At 71.0% G+C, this 16,095-nt stretch carries 15 protein-coding genes; 13 read left to right on the top strand and 2 right to left on the bottom strand.

Translation table 11 applies throughout. From position 1 onward, the window contains the following. Positions 1-62 precede the first annotated feature (62 nt). The 12 genes from ACFUO4_RS26350 to ACFUO4_RS26295 all read left to right on the top strand — a co-directional run bounded on the left by ACFUO4_RS26350 (position 63) and on the right by ACFUO4_RS26295 (position 12,342). Positions 63-920 carry an SDR family oxidoreductase gene (locus tag ACFUO4_RS26350; RefSeq protein WP_383489115.1) on the top strand — a complete coding sequence of 286 codons (858 nt, stop codon included), beginning with the start codon at positions 63-65 and terminating at the stop codon, positions 918-920. Positions 921-1,047: 127 nt separating this feature from the next. Next, the gene (locus tag ACFUO4_RS26345) at positions 1,048-1,641 is read left to right on the top strand and encodes an acyltransferase (protein ID WP_079309885.1); all 594 of its coding nucleotides are present in this window, start codon (positions 1,048-1,050) and stop codon (positions 1,639-1,641) included. A gap of 283 nt (positions 1,642-1,924) precedes the next feature. Continuing rightward, on the top strand, positions 1,925-3,091 hold the full coding sequence (locus ACFUO4_RS26340; RefSeq protein WP_383489111.1) for a hypothetical protein: 1,167 nt from the start codon (positions 1,925-1,927) through the stop codon (positions 3,089-3,091). Further along, a complete protein-coding gene (locus tag ACFUO4_RS26335; RefSeq protein WP_079309883.1) occupies positions 3,088-3,858 on the top strand; it encodes a WecB/TagA/CpsF family glycosyltransferase in 771 nt (256 codons plus the stop codon). The genes ACFUO4_RS26340 and ACFUO4_RS26335 overlap by 4 nt, the downstream gene beginning before the upstream one ends. After that, positions 3,858-5,117 carry a nucleotide sugar dehydrogenase gene (locus tag ACFUO4_RS26330; RefSeq protein ID WP_079309882.1) on the top strand — a complete coding sequence of 420 codons (1,260 nt, stop codon included), beginning with the start codon at positions 3,858-3,860 and terminating at the stop codon, positions 5,115-5,117. The genes ACFUO4_RS26335 and ACFUO4_RS26330 overlap by 1 nt, the downstream gene beginning before the upstream one ends. A gap of 3 nt (positions 5,118-5,120) precedes the next feature. Beyond that, complete coding sequence (wecB, locus tag ACFUO4_RS26325; protein ID WP_383489108.1) at positions 5,121-6,254, top strand: non-hydrolyzing UDP-N-acetylglucosamine 2-epimerase; 1,134 nt, start codon at positions 5,121-5,123, stop codon at positions 6,252-6,254. 48 nt (positions 6,255-6,302) lie between these two features. Then, on the top strand, positions 6,303-7,166 hold the full coding sequence (locus ACFUO4_RS26320; RefSeq protein WP_079309880.1) for a chain length determinant protein: 864 nt from the start codon (positions 6,303-6,305) through the stop codon (positions 7,164-7,166). After that, entirely contained in the window at positions 7,129-8,724 is a 1,596-nt protein-coding gene (locus ACFUO4_RS26315) for a lipopolysaccharide biosynthesis protein (protein ID WP_383489104.1), read from the top strand. The genes ACFUO4_RS26320 and ACFUO4_RS26315 overlap by 38 nt, the downstream gene beginning before the upstream one ends. 5 nt (positions 8,725-8,729) lie before the next feature. After that, complete coding sequence (locus ACFUO4_RS26310) at positions 8,730-9,854, top strand: hypothetical protein (RefSeq protein WP_383489101.1); 1,125 nt, start codon at positions 8,730-8,732, stop codon at positions 9,852-9,854. After that, a complete protein-coding gene (locus tag ACFUO4_RS26305; RefSeq protein ID WP_383489098.1) occupies positions 9,851-10,636 on the top strand; it encodes a glycosyltransferase family 2 protein in 786 nt (261 codons plus the stop codon). The genes ACFUO4_RS26310 and ACFUO4_RS26305 overlap by 4 nt, the downstream gene beginning before the upstream one ends. A gap of 57 nt (positions 10,637-10,693) precedes the next feature. After that, entirely contained in the window at positions 10,694-11,371 is a 678-nt protein-coding gene (locus tag ACFUO4_RS26300; RefSeq protein ID WP_079309877.1) for a hypothetical protein, read from the top strand. Then, positions 11,365-12,342, top strand: a complete 978-nt coding sequence (locus ACFUO4_RS26295) for an SAM-dependent methyltransferase (protein WP_383489094.1) — start codon at positions 11,365-11,367, stop codon at positions 12,340-12,342. The genes ACFUO4_RS26300 and ACFUO4_RS26295 overlap by 7 nt, the downstream gene beginning before the upstream one ends. Before the next feature lie 58 nt (positions 12,343-12,400). On the opposite strand, the gene ACFUO4_RS26290 is transcribed toward ACFUO4_RS26295, so the two are convergent. Next, a complete protein-coding gene (locus ACFUO4_RS26290) occupies positions 12,401-13,300 on the bottom strand; it encodes a glycosyltransferase family 2 protein (RefSeq protein WP_383489091.1) in 900 nt (299 codons plus the stop codon). After that, a complete protein-coding gene (locus ACFUO4_RS26285; protein WP_383489088.1) occupies positions 13,297-15,324 on the bottom strand; it encodes an O-antigen ligase family protein in 2,028 nt (675 codons plus the stop codon). Before ACFUO4_RS26285 ends, ACFUO4_RS26290 begins: the two co-directional genes overlap by 4 nt. Before the next feature lie 89 nt (positions 15,325-15,413). Between ACFUO4_RS26285 and ACFUO4_RS26280 the strand changes: the two genes are divergently transcribed. Further along, on the top strand, positions 15,414-16,085 hold the full coding sequence (locus tag ACFUO4_RS26280; protein ID WP_383489084.1) for a hypothetical protein: 672 nt from the start codon (positions 15,414-15,416) through the stop codon (positions 16,083-16,085). Positions 16,086-16,095: the final 10 nt, after the last annotated feature.

The raw sequence follows: 16,095 nt of genomic DNA, 5'->3' as shown, positions 1-16,095 counted from the left end.
CCTCCGGGGAGTAGGTTGCGGGCGGACCCCTGAAAGCGCTCACCGAGGGACGTGAACAAGCCATGACCACCACGCCGGAACAACCGCTCGTCGTCACCGGCGCCACAGGTCGCCTCGGTGGGCGCGTCGCCCGCCTCCTGGCCGGGCGGGGCGCGGCGCAGCGGCTCCTGGTGCGCAGCGCGGAGCGGGCACCTTCGCTCTCCGGTGCCACCGCGGTACAGGCGGAGTACGCCGACCACCAGGCGGTCGTCCGCGGACTCGACGGTGTCGCCACCGTGTTCATGGTGTCGGCGTCCGAGAGCGCGGACCGGCTCGCCGAGCACAAGACGTTCGTGGACGCCGCCGTCGAGGCCGGGGTACGCCACCTCGTCTACGTCTCCTTCTTCGGCGCGGCACCCGACGCCACGTTCACGCTGGCCCGCGACCACTTCCACACCGAGGAGCACATCCGCGCCACCGGGCTGGCGTACACGTTCCTGCGGGACAACCTGTACGCCGACTTCGTACCGGCCCTGGTGGGCGAGGACGGGGTCGTCCGGGGCCCGGCCGGTGAGGGGCGGGCGGCGTTCGTCGCCCAGGACGACATCGCGGAGGCCGCCGCGGCGATCCTGGCCCGGCCGGACGACCACGCCGGCGCCGTGTACGACCTCACCGGTCCTGAGTCCCTGTCGCTGGCGGAGGCCGCGGCGATCCTCACCGAGGTCCGGGGCCGCACGGTCACCTATCACCCGGAGACGGTCGAGGAGGCCTACGCCTCCCGCGCCTCCTACGGCGCCCCGTCCTGGCAGGTCGACGCGTGGGTGTCGACGTACACGGCGATCGCGGCCGGTGAACTCGCCGGTGTCAGCGACGCCGTGCCCCGCCTCACCGGCCGGCCCGCCACGGCCCTCGCGGACGTCGTCCGGTCGGCGGAGGGCTGAGCTCAGCGCCGGGGGGAGATGGCCGGATCTGCCGTCCTGACGCGACGGAACCCTGCAACCCGTAGCCAGAGCGCGATCGGTGATCGATGATGAGCGCTCCGTGCGACTTTACGAAGGGTTCCGCCCGATGAACGTCAGAATCCAGCCCACCGCCCAGGTCGACGAGACGGCCACGATCGGCGAGGGCACGACCGTCTGGGATCTGGCCCAGATCCGGGAGGACGCCCGGCTGGGCGGTGGATGCATCGTGGGCCGCGGCGCGTACGTCGGCCCGGGCGTACGGATCGGCGACAACGTCAAGCTGCAGAACTACGCGTTGGTGTACGAACCGGCCGTGCTCGCGGACGGGGTGTTCGTCGGCCCGGCGGCCGTGTTCACCAACGACTACTTCCCCCGTTCCGTGGACACCGAGGGGAAGCTGAAGCGCGGCGGTGACTGGGAAGCCGTGGCCGTCACCGTGGCCGAAGGGGCGTCCATCGGGGCGCGTTCGGTCTGTGTCGCGCCGGTCCACATCGGTCGTTGGGCGCTGGTCGCGGCGGGGGCCGTGGTGACCAAGGATGTCCCGGACTTCGCACTCGTGGCGGGTGTGCCGGCACGCCGGATCGGCTGGGTCGGGCGGGCCGGCGTACGCCTGGTGGAACGCGAACCCGGCACGTGGGAGTGCCCGCGGACGGGCGGGCTGTACGACGAGAAGGACGGCGAACTGATCGAGCGGGCCTGACGCTTGTTTCCAGCCCGTTCCGCATTGTTTCCCTCGAATGACAGATCCTCGAACATTTACAGGCATAACATGTGTGCGAAGTGTGCAGGCCATGCACAATGACCACACGAGCCAGTAGTGCCCAGGGGGGGTTACGGGGTGGTGGGGACACCTGTGCCCGCGTCCAGGAAGTGAGAGCCGCTCCGGCGCCTGACGTCCGCCTTCCGTCGTAGGCCGATTGTGGCCCGACGTTTCACCAGTCTGTCCACAACAGGGCCCACAGGGGGGTTGGTGTGTCCGAAAGATGACCATTTCACGTCTGGCCGCGCTCGGTCGTGAGGAACCGTCGCTGCTAGCCCTCGCCCAACGCCTGCTCACGGTGGCGGAGTTGGGCCTGCCGGCGATGCTGCTGCCCGGCAAGGAGGCCTTCGCCTTCACCCTGGCCGGACGCCGGGCCCCGGACGACTCCTGGGCCCTGGACCGGCGCGGGACCAGCACCCGGTACGCGGCCATCACCGCACTCGGCGTGCGCTTCCTGCCCGAGGACCGGCAGCGGGCGGCGCTCGGCGGGCGCACCGCCCAGGAATTCACGGGTCTGCTGGTGGAGTCGCTGCCCGGGGTGACCAACCTCGGGGACGCGGCACTCATCGCCTGGGCGGCCGCGGAGACCGGGCACCCGAAGCTGTCCGACGCTCTCGGGCGGGTCGAGGCGCTGGACGCGTACGACAAGCCGCAGTACACGGTCGAGGCGGCCTGGGTGCTCTCCGCCTACGCGGCGGCCCGCGAGACGGTCGATGTGGAGAGACGTTTCACCTCCGCGCGCGACCGGCTGCTGAAGGCCCGCATCGGCACCAGCCCACTGTTCCCGCACGCGACCGCGCCCGGCCTGCTGCCCTGGTACCGGGCGCATGTCAGCTGCTTCGCCGACCAGACGTATCCGCTCCAGGCACTGGCCCTCGCGCACGCGAGCGGCGACGGGGACGCCGAGGCGCTCGCCGCGTCCGAGGCCTGCGCGAGGCGGATCTGCGAGCTGCAGGGTGACGGCGGGCAGTGGTGGTGGCACTACGACGCGCGCACCGGCGGAGTCATCGAGGGCTACCCCGTCTACAGCGTCCACCAGCACGCGATGGCGCCGACCGCCCTGTTCGATCTCACGGACGCCGGCGGCAGCGACTTCGGCGCGGCGATCCGCAAGGGCCTGCGCTGGATGACGGAGGTGTCCGAGTTCTCCGAGCACCCGGACGTCCGTGAGCCCTTGATCCTCGACGAGCTCGGCGTGACCTGGCGCAAGGTCTACCGGGGTGACCCGAAGAAGGCCGTCCGCGCTGTCCGGGGACTGACCACCCGGGCCCTACCGGGGCTTCGGCTCGCCTCCCTGGACCGGGTGTACCGGCCGCTGTCCGTGGACCGCGAGTGCCGGCCGTACGAGTTCGGCTGGATGCTTCACGCCTGGCAGGGGGGCCGGATATGACGGGGCGTCAGACTCTGTTCGGTGTCGAGCTGGACCCGTTGACCATGGACCAGACCGTCGAGCGCTGCCTCGAAGCGGTGCGGGGCGGCAGGCAGTTGGAGATCGGCGTGGTCAACGCCGCGAAGCTGGTCAACATGCGGCGCGACGAGCGGCTCGCCAAGGCGGTGTCCGGCTGCGATCTGGTCCTCGCCGACGGACAGGCCGTGGTGTGGGCCGGGCGGGTGCTGAAGGCCCCGCTGCCGGAGCGGGTGGCGGGGATCGACCTGTTCCTGCGGCTGCTGGCCGAGGCGGAGTCGGTGGGTATCTCGGTGTACTTCCTCGGCGCCAAGGAGGACGTGCTGGAGGAGATGGTGCGGCGGGTGGCCGCGCGTTTCCCCGGCCTGAAGGTGGCCGGCCACCGCAACGGCTACTTCGACGACTCCGAGCAGGCGGCGATCGCCGACACGATCGCCTCGAGCGGCGCCCAGATGCTCTTCCTTGGCATGACCTCGCCGAAGAAGGAGATCTTCACCGCGGCCTACGGGGAGCGCACCGGCGCTCGCGTGGTGCACGGCGTCGGCGGCTCCTTCGACATCCTGGCCGGCATCACCAAGCGAGCCCCCAAGGCCTGGCAGCGCTGGGGCCTGGAGTGGCTCTACCGCGTGCTCCAGGAGCCGCGCCGCCTGGGCCGGCGCTACCTCACCACCAATGCTGCCTTCCTCCTCATGACGGCGCGCGAGCGTTTCCGGCTCACCCCGTCGACCGCTCCCGCGAACAGGAGTCACTGATGCGTGTCGTCGTGGTGGGACAGGGATACGTCGGGCTGCCGCTGGCCATCCGGGCCGCGGAGGTCGGACATGACGTCATCGGGTACGACGTCGACTCACGCCGGGTCAAGAGCCTCGCCGCCGGTGAGTCCTTCGTGGAGGACGTCTCCTCGGAGCGCATCCGGGCGGCGCTGGACAACGGCACCTACCGTGCGAGCGAGTCGGCCCGCGACTGCGGCGGTTTCGACGTCGCCGTCGTGACGGTGCCGACCCCGCTGCACGAGGGCACCCCCGACCTGCGGTACATCAAGGAGTCGGCGGTCACCCTCGGCCGCTATCTGCGCCCCGGCGCCACGGTGATCCTGGAGTCGACCACCTACCCGGGCACCACCCAGGAGCTGTTCGCGCCGCTCCTGGAGGAGGGCTCGGGTCTCGCCGCGGGCACCGACTTCCATCTCGGGTACAGCCCGGAGCGGATCGACCCCGGCAACGCGGTGTGGGGCTTCAAGGAGACGCCGAAGGTCGTCTCCGGTGTGAACGAGGCCTCCCTGAAGGCGGTCGAGGGCTTCTACGCCCAACTCGTCGACACCACCGTGCCGGTGAGCTCACCCAAGGAAGCCGAACTCGCCAAGCTCCTGGAGAACACCTTCCGGCATGTGAACATCGCACTGGTCAACGAGATCGCGATGTTCGCCCATCACCTGGACATCGACGTCTGGCAAGCCATCGAGGCCGCGTCCAGCAAGCCCTTCGGCTTCATGAAGTTCACGCCGGGACCGGGGGTCGGCGGGCACTGCCTGCCCATCGACCCGTCCTATCTGTCCTGGCGGGTGCAGCGCGAACTCGGCCAGAGCTTCCGGTTCGTGGAGCTGGCCAACGACATCAACAACCACATGCCGGAGTACGTCACCCGGCGCATCACCGACCTGTTCAACACCAGACGAAGATCCGTCAACGGCTCGCGCATCCTGCTGCTCGGCCTGGCGTACAAGAAGAACACCGGCGACGCCCGCGAGTCGCCGGCCCTGCGCATCTCCCAACTGCTCCTCGACATGGGGGCCCAGGTCCGAGCCGCCGACCCGCATGTCGTCGAGAGCCTCCCGGTGGACGCCCGGCTGGTCCGGGTCGAGCCGGACGCGGAGGAGCTGGCCGCCGCCGACGTGGTGGTCCTGCTCACCGACCACGACGGCTTCGACTACGAACTCATCGCCGAGCAGGCCCCGTTCGTCCTCGACTGCCGTCGCCGCCTGTCCCCCGGCCCCACGATCGAGGTGCTCTGAACCATGCCGCGGATCGTCTGCGTCGCCGGGGCCCGCCCCAACTACATGAAGATCAAACCGGTGATGGACGCCCTGGAGCGCCGCGGCGCCGAGGTGCTCCTCGTCCACACCGGCCAGCACTACGACCCGGCCATGAACGACGTGTTCTTCGCCGACCTCGGCATCCGGCCGCCCGACCGCTTCCTCGGCGTCGGCTCCGGCAGCCACGCCGAGCAGACCGGGCGGGTGATGACCGCCTTCGAGCCGCTCCTTGAGGAGGTCGCGCCGGACATCGTCGTCGTGGTCGGCGACATCAACTCCACGCTCGCCTGCGCCCTGGTCACCGCCAAGGCGGGGCCGCTGCTCGCGCATGTCGAGTCCGGGCTGCGCAGCCGGGACTGGAGCATGCCGGAGGAGGTCAACCGGGTCGCCACCGACCGGGTCAGCGACTATCTGCTGGCCCCCTCCCCCGACGCCGCCGACAACCTGCGGGCGGAGGGGTACCGCGAGGACCAGATCCACCTCGTCGGCAACGTCATGATCGACACCCTGCTGGCCAACCTGGAGCGGGCCCGCGCCTCCGACGTCCTGGACCGGTTCGGTCTGACCCGGGGCGAGTTCGGCCTGGTCACCCTGCACCGCCCCGCCAACGTGGACGACCCCGAGGTGCTCACGGGGCTCCTCAAAGCCCTGGGCGAGATCGCCGGCCGCTGCCCGCTCGTGCTGCCCGTGCATCCCCGCGCGGCCGGCAGGCTGGCCGAGCTCGGCGTGCCCGGGGGCATCCAGCTCGTCCCGCCCGCCGGGTACTTGGACTTCATCGCCCTGCAGGACGCCGCCCGCGTCGTACTCACGGACTCGGGCGGTGTGCAGGAGGAGACCACCGCCCTCGGGGTGCCGTGCGTGACGCTGCGGGACAACACCGAGCGGCCCATCACCGTCGAGCAGGGCACCAATGTGCTGGCCGGACGGGATCCCGCCCGGATCGTCGCCACGGTCAACCGAGTCCTGGACGCCCCACCGGCGCCGCGCCGCCCCGAACTCTGGGACGGCCGGGCCAGCGAACGCATCGCCGAGGTGCTCGTGAAGGGAGGCACCGCCGGCACCCGGCCGAGACCCACTGATCAACCGAGACCCACGGACCGAACGCTCCCCATATGATCCGCTTGCAACATACGCTCGTCGAACGTCTGGTCACTAGGGGGGACCATGGATCTCGCTGAGATCTTCCGAGTCATGCGCAGGCGCTGGCACGTCCTGCTGCCGGGGCTGCTGCTGACCGCGGGCCTGGTCTTCGGCGTGACCCGGTTGGTTCACGTGACCTACCAGTCGCAGAGCACGGTGGTGCTGCTGAACTCCCAGAAGGCGACCCGGGCTTATGACGGCAATCCCTTCCTCAGCACCCAGACCTCGCTCACCGGCATGGCCGACAGCCTGGCGCGCAACCTCAACTCCGACGACTCGCTCCGGGAACTCAAGTCCCGTGGCGCGAAGGGAACGTTCGAGGCGAAGCTCGCCGACAACGCGCAGGGGCCGCTGCTCTGGCTGACCGTCACCGGCACCGACCAGGCGTCCGTCCTGTCCTCGGACAAGATCCTGACCGCCTATGCCAAGGAGCGGCTGGACCAGTTCCAGCGGGACCAGTCGGTGGACCCCAAGGCCATGATCCGTATGACGACGATCGTGGCCCCGCAGACCCCGGTGGCGCAGACCAAGACCCGGCTCGAGTACATGATCATGGCGGGCGGCGCGGGGCTGGTGCTCAGCCTGGTCGCCGTCTTCTACGTGGAGGCACGCAGGAGGCCGCGGCGGCCCGACGCACCGGCGGAGGCGGAGACCACCGACCGGGACGCGGAGACCACCGACCGGGACGCGGCGGCCGACGTGCCGGTCGTGGAGGAGACGCTGGCCATCCGCAGGCCGCCGAGCTGGTCACAGCCCACCGGGAACGAGCGGAGCGCCGCCCAGCCCCAAGAACCACGGCCCGTCATGGCCGGAGCATCCGCCGCAGAGCCGCGCGACGAGGAGTCGACCCATGGACATCGCCCGCGCACCGGACAGCGCGACCGGTGAGACGAGCGACGCGCCCGCTCCTCCCCTTGCCGTAGAACCCGTCGAACCCGCAGAACCCGCAGTACCCGCAGTACCCGCCGCACCCTCTCTCGGCCGGAAGGTCCGCTCAGCCGCCCGCTGGAGCCTGATCAACACCGTCGTCCTGCGACTGGGCAACTTCGCGACCGGCATCGTCCTGGCCCGCTTCGCCCTCGGCCCCGCCGAATGGGGCGTGTACGGCATCGCCCAGACCGTGCTGCTGGTGCTGCTGTCCGCCAACGAACTGGGCGTGGGCCTGGCCATCGTGCGCTGGGAGGGGGACGCGCGGCGGTTCGCGCCGACCGTGCTGACCCTCAGCACCCTCTCCAGCGGGCTGCTGTACGTGGCCCTGTTCGCGTCCGCACCGACGGTGGCCGGTCTGCTCGACTCGCCGGACGCCGCGGGCGTGCTGCGGGTGATGTGCCTGTGCGTGCTCATCGACGGCGTGGCCCAGGTGCCGGGCGGCTTCCTCACCCGTGAGTTCGCCCAGGGCAAGCGGATGGTCATCGACGGGCTCAACTTCGTCGTCGGCACCGGCGTGACCCTGGTGCTGGCCTTCGCGGGTTGGGGCGCGATGAGCTTCGCCGTGGGGGCCGTCGCCGGGAACGTGGTGACACTGATCGGCTGCGCGCTGGCCGCGCCGGGCACCCTCAAGTACGGCTGGAACCCCGAACAGGCCCGGGCGCTGCTGCGGTTCGGGCTTCCGCTCGCCGGGGCGAGCATGCTGGCGCTCGCGGTGGTCAACGTCGACACCATGGTGGTCGGCGCGACGCTGGGCAACATCGCGCTGGGTTTCTATGTGCTCGCCTTCAACATCTCCGGCTGGCCGGTGCGGATCATCTCCGAGGCCGCCCGCCGGGTCTCCTTCGCCGGCTTCTCCCGCCTCGCCGACTCACCGCAGGCCCTCGCGCAGGGCTTCAGCCGCGCCCTGGGCGTCCTGATGACCGGCACCGTCCCGCTGTGCGTCCTGCTCGCCGGCCTCGCGGAACCCGTCATCCGCCTGATCTACGGCGACCGGTGGGCACCCGCCGCCGGGGCACTGCCGTGGCTGATGGCCCTCGGCCTGATCCGCATCTGCAGCGAACTCGCCTACGACTGTCTCGTCGCGGTCGGCCAGCGCCGCTCGCTCTTCCTGGTGCAGGGTCTGTGGCTGGTCGCCCTGATCCCGGTCCTGCTCGTCGCCGCCCGTGTCAACGGCACCGCCGGGGTCGCCCAGGGCCATGTCCTGGTCGCCGGCGGCCTGGTGGTGCCCGTGTTCCTGATCGCTCTCGGCCGGGGCGGCATCGGCGTCGCCCGGGTCGCCCGGGCCTGCGCGTGGCCCTTCCTCGGCGGGGCCGTCATGGCCGCGGTCGTCCTCGGCCTGGAGCCCCTGCTCGGTGACGGCCCGCTCGCCCTGCTCACCATCGGCACGATCGCCCTGGCCGGCTACACGGTGTGCGTCCTGCCCAGCCGCGACTTCCTGCGCGGCGTCGACCGGCCCCGCCACGGCCGGCACCGGGCGACCGCACCGGTCCGGTCTCCCCGACAGGACTTGAGGTGACCCCGATGTCACGGCCCACCCGCCGACGCTCACTCCAGGGGCTGCTGCTCGCGGCCTTACTGACGGTCGCGAGCGCCGCCTGCTCGGGATCGGGATCGGACGAGTCCGCCTCGGCGGGCTGCCCGAAGGACCAGCCGTCCTGCCGTACGAGCGCCTCCCCGAAGGCGTCGAGCGCCACGCCGTCGGCCGAGATCGGCGAGGCGACGAAGACCCCGGCCGCCTCGTCTTCGCCCTCGTCGTCCCCGTCGCCCCGCCCGTCCGCGTCGGCGAAGGCGCCCGCCCCGAGCGGCACGCCCGCCGCCCGGACCGGCTGCGCCTCCCCCGGCGCCTGCGGCTTCCCCGACGCCCGCACCACCGGCCCGCGCACCCGCCTCACCCCCAAGAAGACCGGCTACAAGACCATCCGCACCGACGGCACGGTCATCCGCGGCCAGGACATCACCGGCTCCCTCGACATCTACGCGAACAACGTCACCATCATCGACACCAAGATCACCTCGGACAGCTGGTGGGGCATCAACCTGCGCCCCGGCTTCAGCGGTCTGCGGGTCCTGCACTCCACCATCACCGCCGTCCCCGGCACGGGCCCGGACAACGGCGGTGTGGACTACGCGGTGTCGAACATGGGCGGCAGCTCCATCGAGGTCGGCTGGTGCGACATCTCGGTGTTCGGCGACGCCCTGTCGATGGGGCAGGGCGACATCCACGACAACTACGTCCACGACATCGCGCCGTTCGTGAACCTCGGCGGCGAATGGCAGCACACCAACGCGGTGATCAGCGGCGGCGGCAACACCGGACACCTGACCATCCGCCACAACACCCTGCTCAACGAGACCAGCCTCAAGCAGGGCGCCTCGGGCAGCATCGGCCTGTTCGCGGACGTCGGCGTGGTCCGCAACGTCACCGTCGACGACAACTGGATCGCCGGCGGCGCGTACGCCCTCTACGGCGGTTCCACGGGCGCCACCGGGATCAAGGTCACCGACAACATCTTCTCGACGGAGTTCCACCCCGCCTCGGGCGGCTACGGCGTCGTCGCGCACTGGAACGACAAGGGCGCGGGGAACGTGTGGCGCAACAACCGGCTGTCCGACGGCCGTCTCGTCACCCCGGAGCCCGCCTCGTGAGGCGCGTCGTGCGGCTGCCGTGGACGCTGCTCAAGGCGGTGTTCGGCTGGCTGGTGCTCTTCGAGGCCAGGAACAAGGTCCTGCTGGCGCCTTCCGCGGTGCGGCTGCGCCGGATCGAGGACGCCGAGGTCCGGCGGCTGTCGGCCGGTCTGCCGACACCGCCCTCGGCCCTGGTCGCCACCGTCATCGCCACCCACCGGCGCCCGGACGCCCTGCGCGCCGCCGTCCGCTCGGCCCTGGCCCAGACCGTGCGCGACCAGGTGGTGATCGTGGTCGACGACGGCGCCGGACTCCCCGAACTCCCGCACGACCCACGGCTGTTCGCGGTCTCACTGGCCCGCAACACGGGCGTGGCGGGGGTCGTGCGCAATGTCGGCATCCGGCTCACGCGTTCGCGGTACGTCGCCTTCCTCGACGACGACAACCTGTGGGAACCCGACCATCTGGAACGCGCGTTGGCGGCCCTGGAGTCCGCCGACGCGCCCGCGGGTGTCTACACCGCGCTGCGCCGCGTCCTGCCGGACGGCAGCGAGAAGGACATCCTGTCGGTCCCGTACGACCGGCGCCGCGCCGCCCGCGAATCCTTCCTGGACACCAACGCCTTCGTCGCCCGCCGCACCCGCTCCCTGCACTTCAGCCGCCTGCGCCGCACCCCGGAGGTGCTGCCCCGGGAGGACTGGGAGCTCATCCACCGGTACGCCCGACGGCACCGGGTGCGGCATGTGCCGCACCCGACCGTGCGGTACCTGGTGAACCCCGCCAGCTTCTACACGGACTGGTGACAGACCGTGCCCTCCACTCCTCCTACCGTTCCGCTCCGACCTCAGGTGGTTGCCCCGATGCCCCGATCCCGCGCCCTCAGAAACAAGTTCGTCGACGCACCCGGCTCGCTGGGCGAACGGATGCGTGTCGCCCGCTGGGAGCGGTTCCGGGGCTGCTTCCCCGGCATCGAGGGCATGCGGGTCGTGGACCTGGGCGGCACGGCCGAGATGTGGCTGCGGGCGCCGGTGCGTGCCAAGCACGTCCACCTGATCAACCTGGAGGCGCACCCCACCGACCTGCCCGACTGGATCACCGCGGAGAACGCCGACGTCACCGACCCGGAGGTGGCCGCCGAGCTGAGCGCCCAGGGCGGCTACGACCTGGTGTTCTCCAACTCGACCATCGAGCACGTCGGCGGCCACAGCCAGCGGCAGAAGTTCGTCGCCGCGGTCGAGCAGCTCGCCCCGCTGCACTGGATCCAGACACCGTACCGCTACTTCCCCGTCGAGCCGCACTTCGTGGCACCCGGCTTCCAGTTCCTGCCGCTGGCCGCCCGGGCCCGCCTCGTCCGGCGCTGGCCGCTGGTCCACAGCCGTCCGGACAGCCCCGAGTCGGCCATGAACGCCGTGATCAACATCGAGCTGCTCACCCGCACCGAGATGCGTTACCTGTTCCCGCGGTCGGTGCTGCTCAGCGAGCGGGTGCTCGGTGCCCCCAAGTCGCTCATCGCCGTGAGAACGGAGACCGCATGCTGAACAACCTGGTCAACAGACATGACGCGGACCGGCTCCTGCGCAAGGTGCGCAAACTCGAACTCAACCCGGTGCTGGCCAAGTTGCGGGTGCGGGGCGGGGCCCGGGTGGTCGAGCACTGGTCCCAGGTCGACCCGTCGCTGACCGAGTGGTGGGCGATCCCCTCGGTGATCAAGCGGTGGAATCTGCTGATGACCGGGGACGCCGAGGTGTCCTTCCCGCAGTACGTGGCCGCCAAGCACTTCGCGCCGCGCACCGATCTGCGCGGGCTGTCGCTGGGCTGCGGGACCGGCGGCAACGAGCTGCTGTGGGCGAAGACCGGCGCGTTCTCCCTGCTGGAGGGGGTGGACGTGGCGCCGGAGCGGATCGAGTTCGCGACCCGGGCCGCCGCGGACGAGGGGCTGGCCGACGTCCTGCGCTTCCGGGTCACGGACGTCAACCAGATGACGGCGGACGGTGAGCGCTTCGACGTGCTGCTGGGCCTGCAGTCGCTGCACCACTTCGACCATCTCAACGAGACGTTGCCCCGGCTGGCCGAACTCATCGAGCCGGACGGGCTGTTCGTGATCGACGAGTTCGTGGGGCCGACGCGGTTCCAGTGGACCGACGCGCAACTCGACGCGGCGAACGCGCTTCTCGCGCGTCTTCCCGAGGAACGGCGGCGGCTGGCCGACGGACGCATCAAGCGGCGGGTCGTGCGGCCCAGCCGGATGGCTATGGTGCTGGACGACCCCTCCGAGGCGGTGGACGCGGCGGCCTTGCTGCCGGGGCTGCGGCGGGAGTTCGAGGTCCTGGAGGAACGGCCGTACGGGGGCACGCTGCTGCACATCGCGTTCTCCGGGATCGCCCACAACTTCCGGGATCAGTCGCCGGAGACGTTGGAGTTGCTGGAGCGGTGTTTTGCGATGGAGGACGCTGCACTTCCTGAGGTGGGGCATGACTTCGTTGCGATGGTGTGCCGACGTCGGCCGTAGGTCGTCTGCGGGTGCGTGGGGGCTGGTCGCGCAGTTCCCCGCGCCCCTTAAGGGCGCGTCACGGGCCCGGCGTTTCATGCAGGGCCCCCGGTCGGACCAGCGCCGCCGCTGCCGCCCTGCTCGCCGGGCGGCCCAACACTGCCCGTGAGGTCTCCCTGAGCAGGACCGCCATACGGAAGGCTGCCGTCGACACGCGGCCATGCCTACGGCCGTACAGGCGGACCCGGTTCAAGGTGAGCAGCGTCCACAGGCGGGGTGACACCTGGGAGTCGCCCCCCAGGTGCACCGCCTCGGCGCTCGGCTCCAGCTGGGTCGCGTATCCCAAGTCCCGTGCCCGCAGGCAGAATTCCGTCTCCTCCGAGTAGAGGAAGAAGGATTCGTCCCACTTGCCGCACGCGGCCATGCACTCCCCGGAAATGGCCATCAACGCGCCCGTCGCCCAGTCCGCGCGCGTCGGGTGCTGGTACGCGGCCGGGTCGGTCACCAGCTCGCTCAGGGCCGGAAAGCGGCCGGCCCGGGTGTTGCCGATGACGGCCTCGCCGAGCGCCCGCAGCACGGTCGACTCCCGGCGCAGGGAGCGATGAGGCGTGTCGCTCCCCTCCTCGTACAGCAGGGGTACGGCGATCCCGACGCCGCCTCCGAGGCTGTCCACCAGACGTTTGGCGCAGCCCTGCCGCATGCGTACGTCGGGGTTGCAGATGAGGGCGACCCCGTACTCCCCCGCCGCGTCCAGCGCCGCGTTGATCCCGGCCGCGTACCCGGCGTTGCGGCCGGTCTGGACGACCGTCGCCTCCGGGGCGAGGGTGCTCAGCACCTCGACCGTGTCGTCGGCCGAGTCGTTGTCGGCGACCACGAGGCGCCAGTCCAGCCCCGCCATCCCGTCGGGCAGGGCGGCGAGGAACCCGGGGAGCACCGCGGCGCTGTTCCAGGTGACGACGATGACGGCGACGGTGCTCATCGGGACTCCACGAGTTGGGGGACCTTGGTCTCGGTCGGCGTACGCCGGACGGGCGGTTCGGCGATCGTCTTCGCCTCGTCGCGCACGAAGCCCAGGTAGCTGCCGCCCGCTCCGAGGACCAGGAAGAACATCCCCGCGTACATGGGGAAGCTGAGCGCGTCGAACGTGGCACTGATGACCAGGGCGACCAGGGCCGAGGCGAGGAAGGCCTGGCCGAGTTCGCGGTCGGACTCGGTGCGGGCGAGGCGGCGGATGGCGCCGCCGGTGTGCATGCCGGCGATGAAGAGGGCGAACAGGGCGATCAGGCCCAGGACGCCCATCTCGGCCAGGGTCAGCATGTACTGGTTGTCCGTGAAGAAGTACAGGTCGGGCGTGAAGGTGCCGAACCCGCGCCCGAACCAGGGGTGTTCGTTGAAGTACGGCACGATCGCGCTGTACTTCACCGTGCGCGCCTGCGTGCTGCTGTCGGAGTTGGACAGGAAGCTGGCGAACAGGTTCGTGATGGTGCCGATGAGGCCCGGGATGATCACCTTGAAGCCGGCCACCGAGCCCAGGATCAGGCCGATCGCGGCCCAGCGGCGCTGCGGCTTCCAGCGGGGCACCATCACCAGGATGACGATGAAGGCACCGATGATGGACGTCCGCGACACCGTCAGCGGAAGGGCGCCCGCCATGATCGCCACCGGTGCCCAGCGGCGCCACGCGCTCACGTGTCGTCGTACCGGATCGAAGGCCTGGTGGACGGCGAAGGGGACCAGGATGGCCAGCATGCCGCCGAACTCCAGCGGGTGGGCCGTGGTGGAACGGGGCCGGGTGAAGGAGCCGCGGTCCATCGCGCTGATGCCGGCCGTGCTGGACTGGAGGCCGGGGATGTGGATGGAATCGGCGATGTTGGTGGCGGCGAAGAAGTCGTAGTAGCCGATCAGCGCGACCACCGTGCCCATCACCACGAGACGGCGCATCAGGGTCTCCAGACGGCTGCGCTCCTGGATGCCGGCCGAGGCCAGCACCACCAGCGCCACCCACACCCCGAGCCCGATGAGGCCGCGGTCGGCCCCGAGGACCTCCTCGTGGCTGCTCTCCCTGCTCGCGTTCGCGAGGTAGGACAGGAGTACGGCCGCGGCGAGCAGGCACATCACCACGCGCACCAGCCTCGTGCCCCGGGCGGGCAGGATGCGGCCGCCCAGCCAGGTCGCGAGGTACCAGAGGAGGCCGAGGAGGGCGAAGACGTTGGCCGGTGTACCGACACCGCCCAGCGCGGGCAGGGTGAGGTTCGAGGGGACGAAGAAGGCCAGGGCGAGATAGCCGGTGAGGATCGTCGTGGCGTCCAGGCGCCGCGACAGCAGGCCCTTGGGGCGCTCGGGGGGACTGGCCCGGTGGCGCCGGGGGACGTATCCGGGCTGGGCGCGGCCCCGGCGGCGGACCACCGCGACGCCCTCGGCCAGGATGGAGAGCAGGAACGCGGCGACCATGCCGACGATGACGACCGCCGCGATGTTCTGGTAGCGGCTCTTGGGCTGCGAGACCGGAGTCTGGGGCAGGACGACCGGCGCGGCCTGCACCGCGTACACCGACGGCACCTTGGAGGCGGCCTGCAGGGCCTTCAGCTGCTCGCCGGTGAACTTCGTGAGGGTGGTGGTCTCACGGAGCACCTTCGCCCGGTCGGTGCCGGTCACGCTGAGGGTGAGCAGCGGGCTGTCGGCGTTCGGGGCGAAGCCGACCGTGTAGCGGTCCGTGACGCCTCGGGAGTGCAGCTCCTTGGCCGAGTCGCTCGACTGCAGCGTCCTGATCAGCACGTCGGCGGTGACGACGAGCGATCCCCCGGCGTTCGACAGGGGGTTGCCGAAGGTCGGCGCCAGTTCGGCGATCGCCGTGGAGTCGAGCAGGGTGACGGAGCTCTGCGACTCGTAGGACACGGGGACGGTACGGAAGAGATAGCCGCCGGCGAGGATGCTGAGCAGGGTGAGCGGCACCATGCAGTACCAGCGCCTGCGCATGATCGCCAGGAGGTCACCGAGGCTCATGACCCCTCCCCTCGACGCAACCCGTGTGATCCGGTGGCGACTTGCCCCGGTTGATGCGAGTATCGCTGGCGACGGAAGGAATCACTGCTGTGTCGCCTCGTGAGGTCGCCGAAGCGCTGCTGCGCCGCTGGTACGTGCTGGTGTTCGCGCTCGTGCTGACGGCCGCCGGAGCGTACCAAGTGCTGCATCCCGCCCCGCAGTTCCTCAGTTCGGCGGTGGTAGTCCTCAAGCCCCCGGTCACGGGGAACCAGCCGAACCAGCTGACGAACCTGCAACCGCCGCTCGCCACGCTCTCGTACGGCGTCGTCCAGCAGCTGGAGTCGCCCGCCGGGCGCAGGGAGCTGGCGGCCGCCGGCGTCCAGGGGGCGTACCAGCTGATCCCGCGCAACAGCGGCACCAGCGCGACGCCCCGCTATCTCATTCCCTCGCTCCAGGTGCAGGTGAAGGGGTCGAGCGCCGCGGAGGCGGACACGGCGGTCAGCCGGGTCATCGACGTGTACACCCGGCATGTGACCGCGCTGCAGGAGGCGCAGGGGATCGCGGCCGGGTCGCGGATCAGCGCGTCCGTCCTGGTGGCGCCCAGCGCGGCCCCGGTACAGGGCACCCGGACCCGCGCCCTGGCGGGGACGGCCCTGCTCGGGAGCATCGGCGGCCTGCTGGCCACGCTGTGGTTCGACCAGTTCGCGTCGCGTCGCAGGAGCCGGAAGGACGGCTCCCCGGAGCAGCCGCTTCCGGTGGAGGAGCTCGCGGTGGCGGGCTGAGTGGTTCACG

It is taken from the genome of Streptomyces sp. NPDC057280 (assembly GCF_042668605.1).
Lineage (GTDB): Bacteria > Actinomycetota > Actinomycetes > Streptomycetales > Streptomycetaceae > Streptomyces.
The sequence above is the reverse complement of the archived record's forward strand: the minus strand, read 5'-3'. Positions and strand labels throughout refer to the sequence as shown.